Consider the following 17,095-nt stretch of genomic DNA (forward strand, 5'->3'; position numbering starts at 1 on the left):
TACTCATTGATTTGGTCGTCTTCTTTTCAATCATGTCTTCTTTACGATTAGCCCAAAATTCCTAGTGCACTTAACGCAATCGATAAAATCAAGATAATCCAGATAACACGTGTGGAATTCAATTTCTTATGGCCTAACATCCAGTAAGTTAATAAAACTAGCAACACTGGTACTAGTGCAGGTAAAATAGCATCCAATGTATCTTGAATCACTAGTTCTACGCCATCTTTTTTATAGACAAACGGTACAGTTGCTTTCACAACGGAAGGAATCAATGCCCCGATAACCGTAACTCCTAAGACAGTCGCTGCATTCGTAAAAGCAGATAACTTATCTTTTAAGGTCGTAACTAACTTCACCCCTTGTTTATATCCCAATGGCAATAAAGCCGCTCGACCAAATAACAAAGCAATATTGGCTATAATCCAGATGACACATCCCACAATTGAACCACTCTGAGCTAAGGTACCCGCAATTGAGCCAAAAATTGTTCCCCAAATCACGTGGAATAACGAGTCCCCAACACCTGCAAGTGAGCCCATCAACGCTGTTTTTAACGCAACGATCGTATCTTTTGCTCGATAGCCATCTTCTTCTTCAATTGCGACATCAATCCCCATAATCAAATTCCCAAAAATCGCGTTTGTGTTAAAAAACTGATTATGTGTTCGTAACATATCTTGCAATTCCAATGGATCTTCACCATAAAACTTTTTCAAGACAGGCAACATTCCGTATAAATACCCGGAACTCATCATCCGTTCATAGTTCCAGTTCAATTGACTTCCTAAAATGTAACGCCAACTAATTGCGTTTAATTCTTTTTTTGTTAGTTTTTGATTATTCATCACCATCAAATCCTCCCTCGAAAGTTCCAGTATTTGCTACTGTTTGAACACTGGCTGCTTTTTCGCTATCACGTTTAAAGACAATCATTGCTGCAATCACACCCACAATTGAAATACCTAACATTGGGACTTGCAAATAAGCAGCTAAAAAGAAACCTAAAAGCAAATATGGAATATATTGTTTTGTAGGAAGATAATGTAGCAAGATTCCGATACCAACTACTGGCAATACACCACCAGCTGTTTTTAGTCCATCCATCAACCAAGCAGGCGTATTTTCAGTAATTGTTGAAACAGCAGCATCACCGACAAGTAACATCAACAAGATTGGAATCGCACGTGATAATCCCCATAGGAAAGAACCTGATAACACAAGCCGAGGGATTCGACTAATCTTCATATCATCAATTGCACGATCAATGCGGTGTAGCAAGAAAACATTACAAAAGCGGGCTACTACATCAAGCTGCAGCATCAGTAAAGAAACTGGAACAGCTAACCCAATTCCATACTCTGCCCCTTTACCTGAAATCACCGCAAAAGCAGTTCCTAGCACGGCTCCCGTAAAGTAATCAGGAACTGAAGCGCCACCAAATGCTGCGATACCTAAACGCATCAATTGAAGCGTCCCACCGACCATTAATCCGGTTTTTAAATCGCCCATAATCATTCCGGAAATCATTCCGGCAATTGCCGGTTGCGTTAGTGTATTTGAAATAAGTGAATCATTAATGGCAATAAAAGCATAAACAGTAATAAGAATAATTTGATATATTTCTAAATGCATAGCTGTCTTCCTCCTAATATTAGCTTCTTAATTTTTCCATAAAGTCGATAACTGGATCATTTGGTACCAATTGCGCAGTTACTTTCACTTTTTTTGCGGCAATCGCTTCAAAAACTATTTCTTCTTCTTTCAATACTTTGATACTCTTCGTTATATCTCTTGCGCCTTCCTTATAACTCATGTTTCCAACATTGACCGTTTCCAATTGACCACCAGCTTCTAAGTATCTCAATACATCAGTTGGATTTTTAAAGACCAAGAATATTCTTTGCTTACCGTACTTACCTGATTGGATATTTTTAGCTGCAGTAGCAACATCTAAAACTGAAAGTCGCATAGATGTAGGCGCTGCCATTCTTAGTGAAGATTTTTGTAAAGAATCTGTAGCTGCTTCATCGTTAATCACAATGATTCGCTGTGTATTCAAGCTAGGTGACCAGATACCTGCAACTTGTCCATGAATCAATCGTTCGTCGATGCGGACATTCACGATGTTGGCTTTGCCTTCATATTCTTTGTATTTTTCTAAATCTTCATTGGAAACAACCGGATCTTTTTCTACTTCGGCTTCCAGCATTTTCTTTTTAACATTTGTAATCCCACTTATCGATAGCTGAATCAACTCACTAACACTAGCATGGCTATTCAATGTAGCTTCAATGACTAATGGTAAAGACATTCCCGCAATGATTTCTACCTCGTCATTTTCAAGATAGTTAGTCAATGCAACATTGCACGGTGTTCCACCCAATAAATCGGCAATGATCAAAGTCTCGCCGTTAAGGGCTTTCATTTTTTCTTCTAATTCATTTTCAAATTGTAGATTATCCCCGTCTGGTTTCAAAGAAGCTGTGTGAACATGTGCCTGCTTACCGACAATCATCTCCAAACTTGCTTTGACTCCTTCCGCCATATTCCCATGGCTAATCAATAGGATATTTCTCATCTGTCTTCCTCCCCCAAAATTGAATATTCAACTTAACATATTATGTTTTGCTTACCCATACTATATCACACCACTTTCTCCACGTAAACCTAACATCTTAACATATTATATTTTTTTCGATAAAAATCACATTTTGTGAATTGGCCTAGCGATAATCAATTGCTAAACTAAAGTTAACATGTTATGCTACTAGTTAGTATTTACCGCAGAGAATGGAGGGTATAATCGAATGATTCCCAAATATGAACAAATTAAGCAAGATTTATTAGCGGAAATAAAAAAACATAAATTTATTCCTGGCGATAAATTCTATTCAGAAGCTGACATCAAACAAAAATATTCTGTCAGCTCAATCACAGCTGTCAAAGCATTAAATGAGTTGACGACAGCTGGCTATCTTTACCGTATTCAAGGAAAAGGAACTTTTGTTTCTAAATCAAAAGTCTCCCAAAGTGTGAAATTCTCTGATATTGAACTTCATTCTTTAGATAAAGAGAAAGTCAAAGTTTTAGCTATTGAAGAAGAAAATCACCCTACTATTTTAAAGGAACTGGGCTTACCTGCCAATGCTTCCTACTATAAAATCAAACGTGTTCGTTTTTTTGAAGACGTCCCTTTTCTTTTACATATCACTCATCTACCTAAGAAGTTAGTAAAAGAACCACTGACAAAAGATCTCTCAACCTACGCAAGCATTTATGAGCGAGTACGTAAAGACTTTGATATTGATTTATTCTCTTTGTCTTCTGTTGAAACAGACGAAATTATTTTTTCTGATAACTCAGAATTATTGAATTTATTACAGTTAAGTTTTAGAGAACCTGTCGTCAAACAAGTCAAACATTCTTACTTAGCTGATCAAAGTGTTGCAGAATATATCGTCAGTTATAAACATTGGAAATATTTCAAAACCAAAATCGAAGTGGAAGCTGAGTAAGCGACCACTTTTTTTGCGTTTCTATCCTTTTTTAAATAAATAAAAAGAAATGGAATATTCGCTTTTTGTAGTTAAGTACTGTATACTAATCTAAGTTAATATGTTAACAAGTTAAAAGGAGGCTCTCATGAAACTTCAAGATAAGAAACAGGAACTGATTCAACTCGGTAGCAACGTACAACAAGACTGGTTGACACAACAATTAGATTGGTGCTGTCAAACAATCGAAGCCAACATGCAACGTTATGGGTTAGATTTTCCTTCTGCCTGTGCAACAAACGGAAACTATCGAATCAAACCAAATGATGATTGGACAAATGGTTTTTGGACTGGGATGCTTTGGCTCGCTTACGAATGGACTGGGAGAGAGACATTTTTAGTTCGTGCGATGGAAAATATCCATAACTTTCAAGAGCGATTAGAAAATCATTTTGTTTTAGATCACCACGATATCGGCTTTTTATATAGTTTATCTGCCGGCGCGGGCTATACTGTTACCGACAGTTTGTTATGTCAGCAACAAATTTTACAAGCTGCAGATGTTTTAATGGCACGTTTTCAAAAAAAAGGACAGTTTATTCAAGCTTGGGGAAAATTGGGTGATCCCAAAGAGTATCGACTAATCATTGACTCACTAATTAATTTGCCATTGCTCTTTCGTGCAACAGAGATTTCTGGAGATATGCGCTATCAAGAAGTTGCCCAAAAGCACTATCAGACTTTACTAAAAACGGTCATTCGAGAAAATGCGACAACTTTCCATACTTATTATTTTGATCCGCTAACCGGCAAACCAAGCCACGGTGCCACTCATCAAGGGAACAGTGATGATTCGATTTGGGCACGTGGACAAAGCTGGGCAATTTTGGGTATCCTATTAAACGAAAGCTATTCACAAAATAAGCAAGAAAATGGGGCACAGAAAGATACGTCGTTAACAAATGCTGGCTTTCCACAAAACTATAACGAAATCGTTGATGTCTTTCTAACTAACTTGCCTCAAGATCTCGTTCCTTACTGGGACTTTGATTTTAATGACCAAGTCCCTTCAGACAAAGACAGTTCTGCCCTAGCAATTACTGCATGTGGCCTGCTGGAAGCAGAAAAAAGTAACGCCTATCCAGCCGCGAAGGAATTAGCTCAAGGAATGATTTATCAATTAGGTGAAAAGTATTCAGCCAAACATGAAACTGTAAACGAAGGTCTTCTACTACACGGTGTCTACGCACACGCCGAAGGAAAAGGCATTGATGAACCAAATCTTTGGGGCGACTATTTTTATTTCGAAGCACTCATGCGTTTAGCAAATCCCGAGTGGAAAAAATATTGGTGAGGAGAAAAAAAGATGCAGACATTTGAAATCAAAGAAGATTTTTTACTTGATGGAGAACCCATCAAATTAATCAGCGGAGCAATTCACTACTTTCGACTAGCACCTGCTCAGTGGGAAGACAGCCTGTATAACTTAAAAGCTTTAGGCGCCAACACGGTAGAAACTTACATTCCATGGAACATCCATGAACCTAAAGAGGGAACTTTTGATTTTGAAGGAATGAAAGATGTTGTCGCTTTTGTTAACTTAGCACAAGAATTAGGTTTGATGGTCATTTTACGTCCTTCTGTTTACATCTGTGCTGAGTGGGAATTTGGTGGTTTACCAGCTTGGCTTTTGAAAGAATCTGGTATAAGATTACGCTCGACTGACCCTCGATTTATGGAAAAAGTCAAAAATTATTACACTGTTTTGTTACCAAAACTAGCACCCCTTCAAGTTTCTCAAGGTGGTCCTGTTATCATGATGCAAATCGAAAATGAGTATGGTTCTTATGGCATGGAAAAAGAATATCTTCGACAAACAAAGCAATTGATTGAATCTTTTGCAATCACTATTCCGTTATTTACCTCCGATGGTTCTTGGCCTGAAGTTTTAGATGCGGGTACATTGATTGAAGATGATGTATTTGTCACTGGAAACTTTGGTAGCCATTCAAAAGAAAATGCAAACGTTTTAAAAAAATTTATGCAACAACATGGAAAAAATTGGCCCATCATGTGTATGGAATACTGGGATGGCTGGTTCAATCGTTGGAACGAACCTATTATCAAACGAGATGCCCAAGATTTAGCAAATGAAGTCAAAGAGATGCTGAAGGTTGGCTCGCTTAATCTGTATATGTTTCATGGCGGTACAAATTTCGGTTTCTATAATGGTTGTTCAGCTCGAGGAATGTTGGACTTACCACAAGTCACAAGCTATGATTATGATGCGTTGTTAACTGAAGCTGGTGAACCAACTGAAAAGTACTATCTTGTGCAACAAGCAATCAAAGAGGTCTGTCCTGATGTTTGGCAAGCAGAACCAAGAACGAAAAAAATAAGTGCTCTTGGGAACTATCCAGTGACAGAAAGTGTTTCTTTTTTCAAAACAAAAGATCAAATGATGGCAGGAATTGCTTCGCCTTACCCACTAACCATGGAAAACATCAGTACAGGTTACGGTTATGTGCTGTATTCTGCTCAGTGGAAAAATTATCAGCACAAAAATAAATTACGACTTGTCGAAACTAGTGATCGCGCACATATCTATAGTGATGGCGAACATCAGGCTACACAATATCAAGAAACACTTGGCGAAGAAATTATGATTGCTGGTCAAAAAGAAAACGAAGTAATCCAAATTGATGTATTAGTAGAAAATTTAGGTCGAGTAAATTACGGAGCAAAATTAAACGGCCCCGAGCAATCAAAAGGTATTCGTGGAGGAATCATGCAAGATATCCATTTTCATCAAGGATATGTTCACTATCCATTGACGTTGGAAAAAGAACAACTCGAAAAAATTGATTATCAAGCTGGAAAAGTGCCAGAGCAACCTTCATTTTATCAATTTAAGTTTGATTTAGCAGAAACAGCTGATACCTTTATTGATTGTTCTCGTTATGGTAAAGGCGTTGTGGTCGTTAACGGAATCAATCTAGGACGTTACTGGAATCAAGGACCACTTCTAACTCTATATTGTCCAAAAAGTTTCTTGAAGCAAGGAGAAAATGAACTTGTGATTTTTGAGACGGAAGGTATTGAAATCGAGGAGCTTTGCTTCGTTGATATGCCGAAAGAAAAGGTTATTGATCGGCCAAACCTGTAGAGGTTGTGAAAGAAGTGCCCAGCTCCAATAAATAAGCATAAATTAACGAAAATTGCTTCTCAAATTTTTGAGTAATTTATGCTTGTTTTGAAGGAGTTACTTTTTGAACACCGTGAATGAGGTTGTGGCTCCAAGCGGTCAGCTCTGACAAAATAATAAGAAACTGACAAAAATAGTTTTTTATATTTTGAGACAGTTACGAATTATTTCGAGGAGTTGCTTGGGGAACACCGTGAATGAGGTTGTGGCTCCAAGCAGCTTTCGAGCAATAAGAACATCTTTTTAAAAATAGCTTCTCCTATGTCTATGAAAAAAAGGGATTGCCAACGTGGAGAGACTTTAGCAATCCCTTTTTTAATTTATGGCTTAAAACATCAATTTCGATGAATAGCATACATTACTAGAATAAATCACAGAAGGCTGAATCAGTTACTTCAGCCTTCTGTGATTTATTCTTTTGTTATTCATGACTATTTCGTCCAAAGACTTCGATTTGTGTCAATGCAGGAAATGGTGAATCATCATTTGCTTTTTTCAAGTTTTTGATTGTTAGTTTGCTTGTCTTTTTCATGGGGAAAGTGATCTCTTGAAATGACAAAGTATTTGTTGTTGGTACAACCAACGTTTCGCCATCTGAAAAAAGTAAAGTAATCTCTGTCCAAAAACTATCATGTGGATAATCGCCACGAAAGAGTACTTGTACCCGGTCTGTCTCAATCACTCGTCCAAAATCGATAACTAACTCTGCATCTGCTTGTTGATTGATCCCCCATGAAGCAAATGGATAGGAACCATGAGAAAGGTTTCCATATTTACCATCAATTGCATTTTTAGCAAAAAAGACAGAATCATTTCGTGTTTCTACATTTGCAAAAGCATGTGGGTAAGCACCTGAATCATTTTTTTGGTCGTGTGTGTTGATGGACAAGTTTTGATAGTTAGTGATTTCAAACTCATAAGCTTTGCGAATCATCAACTGATGGCGAGCTGATTGAAATCCAGTTTCTACACTTGATTTCGTCAAGGACTCCTCCAATGGAAAATGATATTCCCATTTTTCTTCGGGCAAATAGATTAAATTTGGTGCTAATGTTTCATCTAACTGAACGACAAAATAACTTTCATTTGCCTCTGTAGTCACTACGACTTTATCTCCCAACTGATAACGGTAATCTTTGATTGCCAAGACAGCCATTTCTTCTCCTCTTGCTTCAAATGGACCTGTCTCTTTGTCATGATCGATTTTTCCAATAATTGGTTGATTGTATTGATCCTTCAAACTAATTTTCAGCATGTTTCTCTCCCTCTCCTGTTATGCCACCAACTAAACAAATCAAGCGATGCGTTCCTGGTTGCAACTGATTTTTTAAATACGGTAAACTAGTTCGTGGAAAAAACAAAGAAGTATTTGCTTCCAGTTGCGTTATCTTTGCTTTCTCATATCCTTCAATCGCTATAATTTGCGAACATAGTTCTTCTGAAATGATTTTCGCGGATAATGGTTCAACTATCCCCCCAATGTTTTTCCCTTTTAACGGCAAACTAAATCCACCTTCTCTGATTTCGATTGGGATTGTCGTTTTGATTTCATGCACTCGCACATGCCATTCACCAAATGGATAAATTTCTGTCTGAATTTCTACTTCTCTAAACGGTCGCCAGAGATAACTTACACAATTATTATCTGCGTGATAATCAATGACTTCTCCTTTCACTCGGTAATACTGACCATCTCTAGAAACTGCCAGAACATTATCAAACGCACCTGCTTCATACTCAGAACTAGCTTTTGGAACACTGAACCCAAACTTGGTCGAATAAACAAATTTACTGTACTTTGCTTCAGCATGAGCTTGGTTATGCACTAGATTTCCAAATGGATAGCCCAGGACATGTTGCCCATTTTTTGCCTGAACGACGAACATATTCCCCGCAGTAACTATCTGATTTTCTTTTTTTACAATTGATTCTGGCTCTGCTTGCCAAAATGGATGTGCTGGTTCCGTGGCTAATAACAAGAAAAATTTAAATGCCCAATAAGGCGATCCTGGTGCATTATATCCTTCCGCCATCACAAGATTCTCATAGTGATAACCAATTGACAATCGGCCATCAAAAGTAAAGATATCATGTGCCAACCAGGTCTGTAGATGATTCGATAAAAGTGTTTTTATTTGTCCCCAAGGAATTGCTTCCACTTCTGCAAAAATCAGTGCCGAAAAAAATGCACCTTGCGCAAATCGATAAGTCAGACTTCGTCCGTAAGGTAATGCTTCGCCAGCTGAGTCAAAAAAATAAATAAATTCTTGTGTAAACCGTCTTGCTCGATCAATAAATTTATCTGCCCATTCTGGCAGTTCTTCCTTCATAAATTTCGCAACAATCAACCCATAATAATGAAAAGCAAAAGGTACATAATAATCTTTTTGCGTTGGTTTACCATCTACATACCAACCATTTTCAATCGCCATTGTATCAATTAAAGTCAGCTCTTCATTTAACTTTTCACGATTCAACTTTTCTCCACAATGAGCTAATGCCAAACGAATCAATACTTTGAAAAAAGTCCAATTATTTTTCGGAATTTTTTTATCCAAAGCTTGTGCTAGCCAAGCAACAAGATTGCGTTGACTCGTTGTAGACATTTCTACCCAAAAAGAATCTTTGTTTAATAATAAATTTAGCGAAAGTGCCGCCATTTCAACAATATATTGATCGTAGTCTTCGACTGTCCCCCAGTAGTATGGACTATCTGGGTCGGTTCCGTTTGAAACTTTTTGGATATAAACATCTCTTAATTCATCCTCTTGATTCATCGTCCAGTATGGTCCTAATCCCCAAAGCACGCGGATAAGCGCTTCCATATCCGCGCGTTTTTGATCGTATACTGCTCCGCTACTCCCCAAGTGTAATCCGGCCAATTCCGAATGAATCATCTCATTTCGTAAAGGCTGAATCATCTCTTCCAATGCATGTTGAAAATCTTCGCGCGTAAAAAAATGATGGCTCTCTTGCTGATACATCCAAGCTCCCCCCTTACCTCTTTCAGTCAAGAATAACAAGGCATCACTGCTTTTTCAACCCAACATTTCTTTCAAAATGAATGTTAGATGAGAAAAAAATTTTTTAGCTACTAACTTAACCTATTAACTTAGCACTAAGCATTTTCAACCTCAAGGATTCAGCCAGCTTTTCTTTTTTACTTAACCTAAAACAAATGAAAAAAAATTTATCAAATAATTTTACCCTTTTAAAAATAAAACTGGCTACCACGAATCGTTCGTTTCACCTAAGTTCATACAACAAAACAGGAGGCATGACAAAAGTTTTGTCATGCCTCCTGTTTTCGAGCAAATGGTGTTCCCAAAGCAACTCCTTCGGCAATAAGTCTTTTTTTCATAAAAACATGAGAAACTATTTCTATAAAAAATTCCTTATTGCTTGAAGTTTAACGCTTGGAACCACAACCTCATTCACGGTGTTCCCCAAGCAACTCCTCGAAATAGCTCACAGTCTCACCAAAATATGAAGAGCTATTTTGTGCGCCTGTTTGCTATTTTTTCGGAGCTAGTCGCTTGGAACCACAACCTTTTCTTTACAGTTTACTTGCAGCTTCTTCGTCGATGATTACAACAACGTCATCATGGTTTTGCAATGCACTTGCTGGCATTTCTGTCGTCACAGGTCCATCCACCATTCCTTTGATTGCATCTGCTTTGTTTTCGCCATAAGCCATCAAGACGATTTTCTTACCTTTAAGAATTGAACCAATTCCCATTGAAACAGCTTTAGTTGGTACATCTTCCACTTTATCAAAGAAACGTTTATTTGCATTGATTGTTGATTCAGTTAAGTCAACGACAGAAGTTGTTCCATCAAGTGGCGCACCAGGTTCATTGAAACCAATGTGTCCATTTTGACCAATTCCTAAGATTTGAATATCAATTGGATTTTCATCAATTGTTTTGTCATATTCTTTACATGCAGCACCTAAATCGTCCGCTTTACCATTTGGTACATAAGTTGCTTTGAATGGTTTTTTATCAAATAATTGAACATTCATAAAATGACGGTAGCTTTGTTCATCTGATCCGCCTAGTCCAACATACTCATCTAAGTTAACAGAAGTCATGTCACTAAAATCAATGTCGCTTGAAGTCATTTCTTTATATAAAGTAATTGGTGTACTACCTGTTGCCAAGCCTAAAACCTTTGCCCCATTTTCCATGCCGTCTTTGATTATTTCAAAAGCTTTTTTGCCGCCTTCTTCAGCGTTTTTCACACGAATGATTTCCATAGTGATTACTCCTTTGTGTTTTGGTATAGCCCAATTATAGCACCCTTTTTTTGGAATTACAATAATTAGTATAGACCAAATTCGTTTTTTTTCGTTTTCTTGACATTTTTCATTCATCTGTGTTAGTTTGCATAAGACGAGATAATTAAATTGATTTTTGCTGCACTTTAACCAGGATACTTGATGACTGCGGACACAATTGTCTGCAGTTTTTTTACTATTAAGAAGGAGAAATTATGAGTATATTAACACTAACAAATATCACCCAACAATTCGGTGATAAAATTCTTTATGAAGATGTCCAACTGCAATTAAATGCTGGTGAACATTTAGGACTGATTGGTCAAAATGGTGCGGGTAAAAGTACCCTGATTAAAATTATCACAGGGGAAATTTTGCCAGATAACGGTCATATCCAATGGCAAAAGAATATTCATCGTGGCTATTTAGACCAGTATGTCGAAGTTGACGAACAATTGACAATCCAAGAGTTTCTGAAAACTGCTTATGCCGATGAATTTGAAAAAGAACAAAAAATTGGCGAGCTTTATACCCAATACGGTGAAACTTTTGATGATTCACTACTTGAAAAGGCAGGAAAATTACAAACCGAACTCGATCAAGGAATCTTTTATCAAATTGATACACTTGTCGCTGAAATGAGTAGCGGACTTGGCTTAGATGTGTTGGGAGCCAACACATTGTTAAAAGAACTAAGCGGTGGACAACGTTCAAAAGTGATTTTAGCTAAATTACTTTTAGAAAATCCTGATGTTTTAATCTTGGACGAACCCACGAACCATTTAGACGATCAACACATTCAATGGCTGACACAATTTCTGCAAAGCTTTCAAGGTGCGTATATCGTGATTTCCCACGATCAAGAATTTTTAGACCAAATCACTACACACATTGCTGATATTGAATTCGGTCAATTAACGAAATACACTGGCCATCTAAAACAGGCTTTGAAACAAAAAGAACAAAACCGAGAAAGTTATTTACGTCAATATCATGCGCAACAAAAACAAATTGAGAAAACAGAAGCCTATATTCGTAAATACAAAGCCGGTTCTCGCTCGACAATGGCAAAGAGTCGCCAAAAACAATTAGATAAAGTTGATCGATTGAAGCCACCAACCAACACAGCAACTGCAGTATTTGATTTTCCTTTCACACCAATCGTGACAACATTAGCACTAGAGACAACCGATTTAATCATTGGGTATGAACGACCTCTACTAGCACCTATCAACTTGACTATTCGCTTTGGGGAAACGGTTGCGATTCGTGGCTTTAACGGAATCGGAAAATCAACACTGCTTAAAACCTTAATTGGTGAAATCAAACAGTTAGATGGTGATTTTCATTTTCCAGAAAACACCAAAATCAATTATTTTTCGCAAGACCTAACTTGGGAAAACCCATTAGAAACACCTTTGCAATATTTAAGTGGGCACTTTCCAAAAGCAACGATCAAAGAATTACGTCGTCAATTAGCCAAAGCTGGCTTAGTTAACCAGCTGGCAAGCGAACCTCTAGCTACGCTAAGTGGTGGTGAGCAAACAAAAGTAAAACTTGCACAGATGACTATGAACAGTGGCAATCTCCTGATTTTAGATGAGCCCACTAACCATATTGATCACGAAACAAAAGCAAGCTTGCAAAAAGGAATACAACAATTTACAGGAACTGTCTTAGTTGTTTCCCATGAACAAGAATTTTATCAAGAACTGGTTGATCGAGTGATTGAGATCGAAACGAATGAAGCAACGTACAGCAGCAAGCACTGAGCAAATGACAGGTGTCAAAACAAAAAAGGTGAAGCAAAACGAAAATACGTTTTGTTTCACCTTTTTTTGTTTTTGATTATTACTAACTCTTTATTTCTTGCGGAATAAAACCAATTGACAGAAATAGGCACATGCTTGAAAAGCGAGTCCTGCAAGTGTGACACCCATCCAGCCAAAATGTTCCCACATCGTTGTTCCTACTAACGAACCTGTTGCTCCCCCGATAAAATACATAAACATGAAAATCGTATTATTCCGGTTACTTGCTTCTTCACCAAGACCTTGAACACGTGCTTGGTTAGAAACTTGACCAAATTGATTACCAACATCTAATAAAATAATTGCAAATAATAGAAGCGTTAGATGATCTCCGCCAATCAAAAGTAAGACAAAACTAAGTGTTTGCATCCACAATCCCATCGAAATAATCTTTCTTTCGGAATAGGAATCTGCTAAACGCCCAACAATCGGTGCTGCAACAGCTCCCGACAAACCAAAAATCGCTAAGATCCCTGCTTCAAATGTGCCCCAATGATAAACAGGACTGCTAATATAAAAAATCAAAGTTGACCAAAAAATAGAAAACGTTCCAAACATAAAAAAGCCGTTGAATGCTGATTCACGTAATAAACGTTGAGATGCAAATAAATGCGGTAAGCTCTTCAAAGAATCGATATAAGAAACTGATGCTTTTCGACTTTCTTGCGTCCTCGGCAATTTCACATAAAGCAACGCTGTTAACAGCCCCACAGCAAGCAACGCAAATAAATAGACCATTCGCCAAGAAAACACGCTGGCAATAATTCCTGATACTGTTCTCGATAATAAAATCCCAATCAATAAACCACTTAATAATTGTCCCATTACTTTTCCGCGTGCGGCTGAGCCCGCTAAGACAGCGCCATACGGAATAATGATTTGTGGCACAATAGACAGTAAACCAATTAAGAAAGATGCACATGCAAATAACGTAAACGATGGCGCAAAAAAAGCAGCCAACAACGAAATAGCAGACAATGCAGCCATTCGAATAATCAATTTAGGTCGATTTACCACATCGCCCAATGGCACTAAGAATAATAAGCCTAAAGCATAGCCGAGTTGCGTCAACATGGTTAAAATACCAATTGCACTCGTACTAACTGAAAAACTTGTTGCTACTTTTGTTCCAATCGGTTGGATATAATACATATTGGCAACCACTACACCACAAGTAGTTGCTAGTAAAGTCGTCAATGCTCCTGTTAGTTGAATTTGGTTTTTTTGTTCCATTCTTTCCCCTCACTTCCAACTAATAGTGTAGCTCTTTCATAAAAAAAATGAAATCATCTAAGAACATTTTATTCACTTTTCTTTACCTTATCTAGACGATGTTTTTCACGGTCCTTATAAATAATAACAACTAACCCAATCAGTAGAAGTACACTAGCAATAATTCCTACTGCTGTTTTGTTATAGCCATGGAACAAGGCTTCGCCCCCACAAGCATATAAGATTGATGACGGTAATACACCTAAAATCACCGATAACGCTACTTGTTTTAAAGATAGATTCAGTGTATAGGCTGTAAAACTGACAATGGAAGAAGGAATCACTGGTACCATGTAGCCAATCATCACACCTATTTTAGGATGCCTCATTCGAGTAATTGCTTTCACCCAGCGATTTTCTTTGGTTGACTGATCCAAAAAAGTTAAGTGATGTAATAAAAAAATAGCGAATAAGTTTCCCAAGGCATTCCCACTAATATTGATGAGACTTCCAAGAATTGGACCATAGCTAACCCCCACCAAAACGCCAACAATTGATGTCGGAATCCCTGGAACAACACACATCACTGTTGTTAATAAAATCAATAACGCCGCAGTAATTACCCCATGGGAACGTACTGTTTTTTGTAATAACGCCTGACTTGCCTTTGGATTTAACAAAATATCAATATCCTTTGCATATTGCAAATAGACATGATAACCAATAAAAGAAATCAATCCGATACCACATAGAATCAAAATGATTTGAACTATTCTCTTTTTCATTGATACTCCTTTTCTCAAATACTCCCTATTTATATCTTATTTTAGCATAGGTTTCTCTTTCTTTGTTTCCTCCTTAAGTCACCTTATCCTAGCTCCAACTTTTCAGTTTTTCTATGTACTAGTCTTTTTAATCTAGAGTAAAATTCATTGATACCTTGCCAGTTCAATGTTCAATCCCTAATTTTCAATAGATTATCATAAAAATAGTGATTAAAATACTGTTTTCAAATCAATCATTTTTGAAAAATCAGACAACTGCATAGAAAAATTATCACACTCTAATAATTTTACCCAAAAAATAATTGATGAGGAATCAAATTCTATGTGATTAACAACCTTTTTGTATGTATTAGCAAAAAATACCAAAAAATTCTACCACTAACATAAGATATATCAGATAAAGCATTATGTAACTGTAGTAGAACTTCAGGAATAAAAGAATAGTGCTTTCTTTCAAAAAGTAGGATTAAATAATTTACCAAAAAAGATATTTTACAATGCTGATATTTGGGATAACCATGACACTTATCATATGTGTTCATTATAATCACATATTGATTCTTAATATAACTTATTGAAAAAAGACTTAGACAATTAGTAAACATAGAGAATTCAAAACATCCCCAGGTTTAAACTTTATCTAAATATTTTTTACAACTACTATTTCAGAGTCCAAATCAGTTCTCTTGTCATAGATTCTATTTTGAATATTTGCGGCCTCTACAAAAAGTAGTAAATAAAAGATGATTCCATCTTATTCCCATTTTTTCAAGTTGCAAATAAACTTCGATGAAGATAGGTTAGTCACTTCCTTTAAAAAGTATTGATAAATATCTTCTTTTTCATTTTTACTTTCCTGATTAACTATCAAAAAAATTTTTCAGATCTAATATTTAAGCGATTTAAATAATGAAAAAGTGCTTCTAACGTTACTTTCGTTTCTTCAGACTCAAATCTTACTACAGAAACTCTTGTTTAGAGTCCTTTCTACAAGTTTCAATCTCTTACTGAAATAATATTCAGTAAGCTTTTTTATCACACTAGACTCATATTTTTACATCAGTAAGCATAATAAAAAAGCACCAAAATCCCATCATATCAAGGATTTTGGTGCTCTATAATCAGCAAAAATTATTTAACTGTTACTGATGCGCCAACTTCTTCAAGTTTAGCTTTTAATTCTTCAGCTTCGTCTTTAGACACGCCTTCTTTAACTGGTGCAGGAGCGCCGTCAACTACAGCTTTAGCTTCTTTCAAGCCTAAGCCAGTTGCTTCACGAACTGCTTTGATAACTTTAACTTTTTGGTCTCCAGCTGCAGTTAATTCTACAGTGAATTCAGTTTGTTCTTCAGCTGCAGCACCTGCTACAGCACCAGCTGCAGCTACAGGAGCAGCAGCAGATACGCCAAATTCTTCTTCAATAGCTTTAACTAGGTCGTTAAGTTCTAGGATAGTTGCTTCTTTTAACTCAGCAACGATGTTTTCAATGTTCAATGCCATGATAATTTCCTCCATTAAATGTTGTTTGTTTTATTTATGCTATGCGGCTATTAAGCTGCATCTCCATCTTCTTTGTCTGCGACTGCTTTGACAGCGTAAGCCACGTTGCGGACTGGCGCTTGTAGTACAGATAGCAACATAGAAAGAAGACCTTCGCGGTTTGGCAATTTTGCCAAGGCTGTAATTTCTTCCAATGAAGATACTTTACCTTCGATGATACCGCCTTTGATTTCTAATGCTTTTGCTTCTTTAGCAAATTCATCCATGATTTTTGCTGGTGCAACTACATCTTCGTTACTAAATGCAACGGCTGTAGGGCCAGTAAATACTTCGTCCAAGCCTTCTAATCCAGCTTGTTTTGCAGCACGTGAAAGGATAGAGTTTTTGATAACTTTCATTTCTACGTTTGCATCACGAAGTTGTTTACGTAAGCGAGTTACTTCATCAACAGTTAGTCCACGGTAGTCAACGACTACTACAGATGCTGCTGCTGTAAATTTTTCACTTACTTTATCAACGATTTCTGCTTTTTTTGCGATTGCTGCTTCACTCATTTTGAGTTTCACCTCCTGAATTTTGATGGAAGAGTTTTTAGTTGCCTCATTATGCTGTTCAAAAGAAATCCTTTTTACTTCGCTTAGCGAGTATTGTTCATCAGCTAATTTCTTAGTAATTCACAATAAAAAAACCCTATGCCACCGTAGACATAGAGGGACTATTGAAATTATTCAATAAACGTCCTCGGTAGGAAATTAAGGCTAAGCCACCTACTGTCTTCGGTACAAGTTAATTATTAACCTCAACTA

Annotated in this window: 14 protein-coding genes, 1 pseudogene and 1 other annotated feature; of the genes and pseudogenes, 4 read left to right on the forward strand and 11 right to left on the reverse strand. The window is 37.0% G+C overall.

Going from position 1 to position 17,095, the window contains the following annotated elements:
- Positions 1–47 precede the first annotated feature (47 nt).
- The 3 genes from IGJ76_RS11315 to IGJ76_RS11325 are packed head-to-tail and all read right to left on the reverse strand — an operon-like array spanning position 48 to position 2,581.
- Entirely contained in the window at positions 48–854 is an 807-nt protein-coding gene (locus IGJ76_RS11315; protein WP_067482929.1) for a PTS system mannose/fructose/sorbose family transporter subunit IID, read from the reverse strand.
- Complete coding sequence (locus IGJ76_RS11320; RefSeq protein ID WP_067482931.1) at positions 841–1,635, reverse strand: PTS mannose/fructose/sorbose/N-acetylgalactosamine transporter subunit IIC; 795 nt, start codon at positions 1,633–1,635, stop codon at positions 841–843. Before IGJ76_RS11320 ends, IGJ76_RS11315 begins: the two co-directional genes overlap by 14 nt.
- 19 nt (positions 1,636–1,654) lie before the next feature.
- Positions 1,655–2,581, reverse strand: a complete 927-nt coding sequence (locus tag IGJ76_RS11325) for a PTS mannose/fructose/sorbose transporter subunit IIAB (RefSeq protein ID WP_271027074.1) — start codon at positions 2,579–2,581, stop codon at positions 1,655–1,657.
- A 229-nt stretch (positions 2,582–2,810) separates the two neighbouring features.
- On the opposite strand from IGJ76_RS11325, the gene IGJ76_RS11330 reads away from it, so the two are divergent.
- The 3 genes from IGJ76_RS11330 to IGJ76_RS11340 all read left to right on the forward strand — a co-directional run bounded on the left by IGJ76_RS11330 (position 2,811) and on the right by IGJ76_RS11340 (position 6,663).
- Positions 2,811–3,518 (forward strand): GntR family transcriptional regulator, encoded by a 708-nt coding sequence (locus IGJ76_RS11330; RefSeq protein WP_067482933.1) that lies wholly within the window; start codon positions 2,811–2,813, stop codon positions 3,516–3,518.
- Positions 3,519–3,645: 127 nt separating this feature from the next.
- Positions 3,646–4,851, forward strand: coding sequence for a glycoside hydrolase family 88 protein (locus IGJ76_RS11335; RefSeq protein WP_430596630.1), 1,206 nt, complete (start codon positions 3,646–3,648; stop codon positions 4,849–4,851).
- A 12-nt stretch (positions 4,852–4,863) separates the two neighbouring features.
- A complete protein-coding gene (locus tag IGJ76_RS11340; protein WP_376022030.1) occupies positions 4,864–6,663 on the forward strand; it encodes a glycoside hydrolase family 35 protein in 1,800 nt (599 codons plus the stop codon).
- Between the two features lie 460 nt (positions 6,664–7,123).
- On the opposite strand, the gene IGJ76_RS11345 is transcribed toward IGJ76_RS11340, so the two are convergent.
- From IGJ76_RS11345 to nagB, 3 genes are all read right to left on the reverse strand, one after another.
- Positions 7,124–7,957 (reverse strand): hypothetical protein, encoded by an 834-nt coding sequence (locus IGJ76_RS11345; RefSeq protein WP_270492977.1) that lies wholly within the window; start codon positions 7,955–7,957, stop codon positions 7,124–7,126.
- Positions 7,944–9,686 carry a DUF2264 domain-containing protein gene (locus IGJ76_RS11350; protein WP_376022031.1) on the reverse strand — a complete coding sequence of 581 codons (1,743 nt, stop codon included), beginning with the start codon at positions 9,684–9,686 and terminating at the stop codon, positions 7,944–7,946. Before IGJ76_RS11350 ends, IGJ76_RS11345 begins: the two co-directional genes overlap by 14 nt.
- Positions 9,687–10,258: 572 nt before the next feature.
- The gene (gene nagB / locus IGJ76_RS11355; RefSeq protein WP_067482938.1) at positions 10,259–10,960 is read right to left on the reverse strand and encodes a glucosamine-6-phosphate deaminase; all 702 of its coding nucleotides are present in this window, start codon (positions 10,958–10,960) and stop codon (positions 10,259–10,261) included.
- A gap of 236 nt (positions 10,961–11,196) precedes the next feature.
- Here nagB and IGJ76_RS11360 point away from each other — a divergent pair, with 236 nt between their 5' ends.
- Positions 11,197–12,753 carry an ABC-F family ATP-binding cassette domain-containing protein gene (locus tag IGJ76_RS11360; RefSeq protein WP_430596631.1) on the forward strand — a complete coding sequence of 519 codons (1,557 nt, stop codon included), beginning with the start codon at positions 11,197–11,199 and terminating at the stop codon, positions 12,751–12,753.
- A 90-nt stretch (positions 12,754–12,843) separates the two neighbouring features.
- On the opposite strand, the gene IGJ76_RS11365 is transcribed toward IGJ76_RS11360, so the two are convergent.
- The 5 genes and pseudogenes from IGJ76_RS11365 to rplJ all read right to left on the reverse strand — a co-directional run bounded on the left by IGJ76_RS11365 (position 12,844) and on the right by rplJ (position 16,843).
- The gene (locus IGJ76_RS11365; protein WP_067482946.1) at positions 12,844–14,025 is read right to left on the reverse strand and encodes an MFS transporter; all 1,182 of its coding nucleotides are present in this window, start codon (positions 14,023–14,025) and stop codon (positions 12,844–12,846) included.
- Positions 14,026–14,093: 68 nt separating this feature from the next.
- Positions 14,094–14,789 carry a TVP38/TMEM64 family protein gene (locus IGJ76_RS11370; protein ID WP_067482948.1) on the reverse strand — a complete coding sequence of 232 codons (696 nt, stop codon included), beginning with the start codon at positions 14,787–14,789 and terminating at the stop codon, positions 14,094–14,096.
- Between the two features lie 320 nt (positions 14,790–15,109).
- Positions 15,110–15,406, reverse strand: a pseudogene (locus IGJ76_RS11375) (hypothetical protein); the annotation flags it as partial.
- A gap of 514 nt (positions 15,407–15,920) precedes the next feature.
- Positions 15,921–16,289 carry a 50S ribosomal protein L7/L12 gene (rplL, locus tag IGJ76_RS11380; RefSeq protein ID WP_067482950.1) on the reverse strand — a complete coding sequence of 123 codons (369 nt, stop codon included), beginning with the start codon at positions 16,287–16,289 and terminating at the stop codon, positions 15,921–15,923.
- A gap of 50 nt (positions 16,290–16,339) precedes the next feature.
- A complete protein-coding gene (gene rplJ / locus IGJ76_RS11385) occupies positions 16,340–16,843 on the reverse strand; it encodes a 50S ribosomal protein L10 (protein WP_067482952.1) in 504 nt (167 codons plus the stop codon).
- Between the two features lie 118 nt (positions 16,844–16,961).
- Positions 16,962–17,087 (reverse strand) — a sequence feature (ribosomal protein L10 leader region).
- Positions 17,088–17,095 lie beyond the last annotated feature (8 nt).

Origin of the sequence: Enterococcus sp. DIV0175 (assembly GCF_050529075.1) — a bacterium.
Classification (GTDB): domain Bacteria; phylum Bacillota; class Bacilli; order Lactobacillales; family Enterococcaceae; genus Enterococcus_B; species Enterococcus_B thailandicus.

Coding starts and splice junctions, on each gene's coding strand:
- IGJ76_RS11325 (WP_271027074.1), bottom strand. CDS start 2,581: ATGAGAAATATCCTATTGATTAGCCATGGGAATATGGCGGAAGGAGTC.
- IGJ76_RS11330 (WP_067482933.1), top strand. CDS start 2,811: ATGATTCCCAAATATGAACAAATTAAGCAAGATTTATTAGCGGAAATA.
- IGJ76_RS11335 (WP_430596630.1), top strand. CDS start 3,646: ATGAAACTTCAAGATAAGAAACAGGAACTGATTCAACTCGGTAGCAAC.
- IGJ76_RS11340 (WP_376022030.1), top strand. CDS start 4,864: ATGCAGACATTTGAAATCAAAGAAGATTTTTTACTTGATGGAGAACCC.
- IGJ76_RS11315 (WP_067482929.1), bottom strand. CDS start 854: ATGGTGATGAATAATCAAAAACTAACAAAAAAAGAATTAAACGCAATT.
- IGJ76_RS11370 (WP_067482948.1), bottom strand. CDS start 14,789: ATGAAAAAGAGAATAGTTCAAATCATTTTGATTCTATGTGGTATCGGA.
- IGJ76_RS11320 (WP_067482931.1), bottom strand. CDS start 1,635: ATGCATTTAGAAATATATCAAATTATTCTTATTACTGTTTATGCTTTT.
- IGJ76_RS11345 (WP_270492977.1), bottom strand. CDS start 7,957: ATGCTGAAAATTAGTTTGAAGGATCAATACAATCAACCAATTATTGGA.
- nagB (WP_067482938.1), bottom strand. CDS start 10,960: ATGGAAATCATTCGTGTGAAAAACGCTGAAGAAGGCGGCAAAAAAGCT.
- IGJ76_RS11365 (WP_067482946.1), bottom strand. CDS start 14,025: ATGGAACAAAAAAACCAAATTCAACTAACAGGAGCATTGACGACTTTA.
- IGJ76_RS11350 (WP_376022031.1), bottom strand. CDS start 9,686: ATGTATCAGCAAGAGAGCCATCATTTTTTTACGCGCGAAGATTTTCAA.
- rplL (WP_067482950.1), bottom strand. CDS start 16,289: ATGGCATTGAACATTGAAAACATCGTTGCTGAGTTAAAAGAAGCAACT.
- rplJ (WP_067482952.1), bottom strand. CDS start 16,843: ATGAGTGAAGCAGCAATCGCAAAAAAAGCAGAAATCGTTGATAAAGTA.
- IGJ76_RS11360 (WP_430596631.1), top strand. CDS start 11,197: ATGAGTATATTAACACTAACAAATATCACCCAACAATTCGGTGATAAA.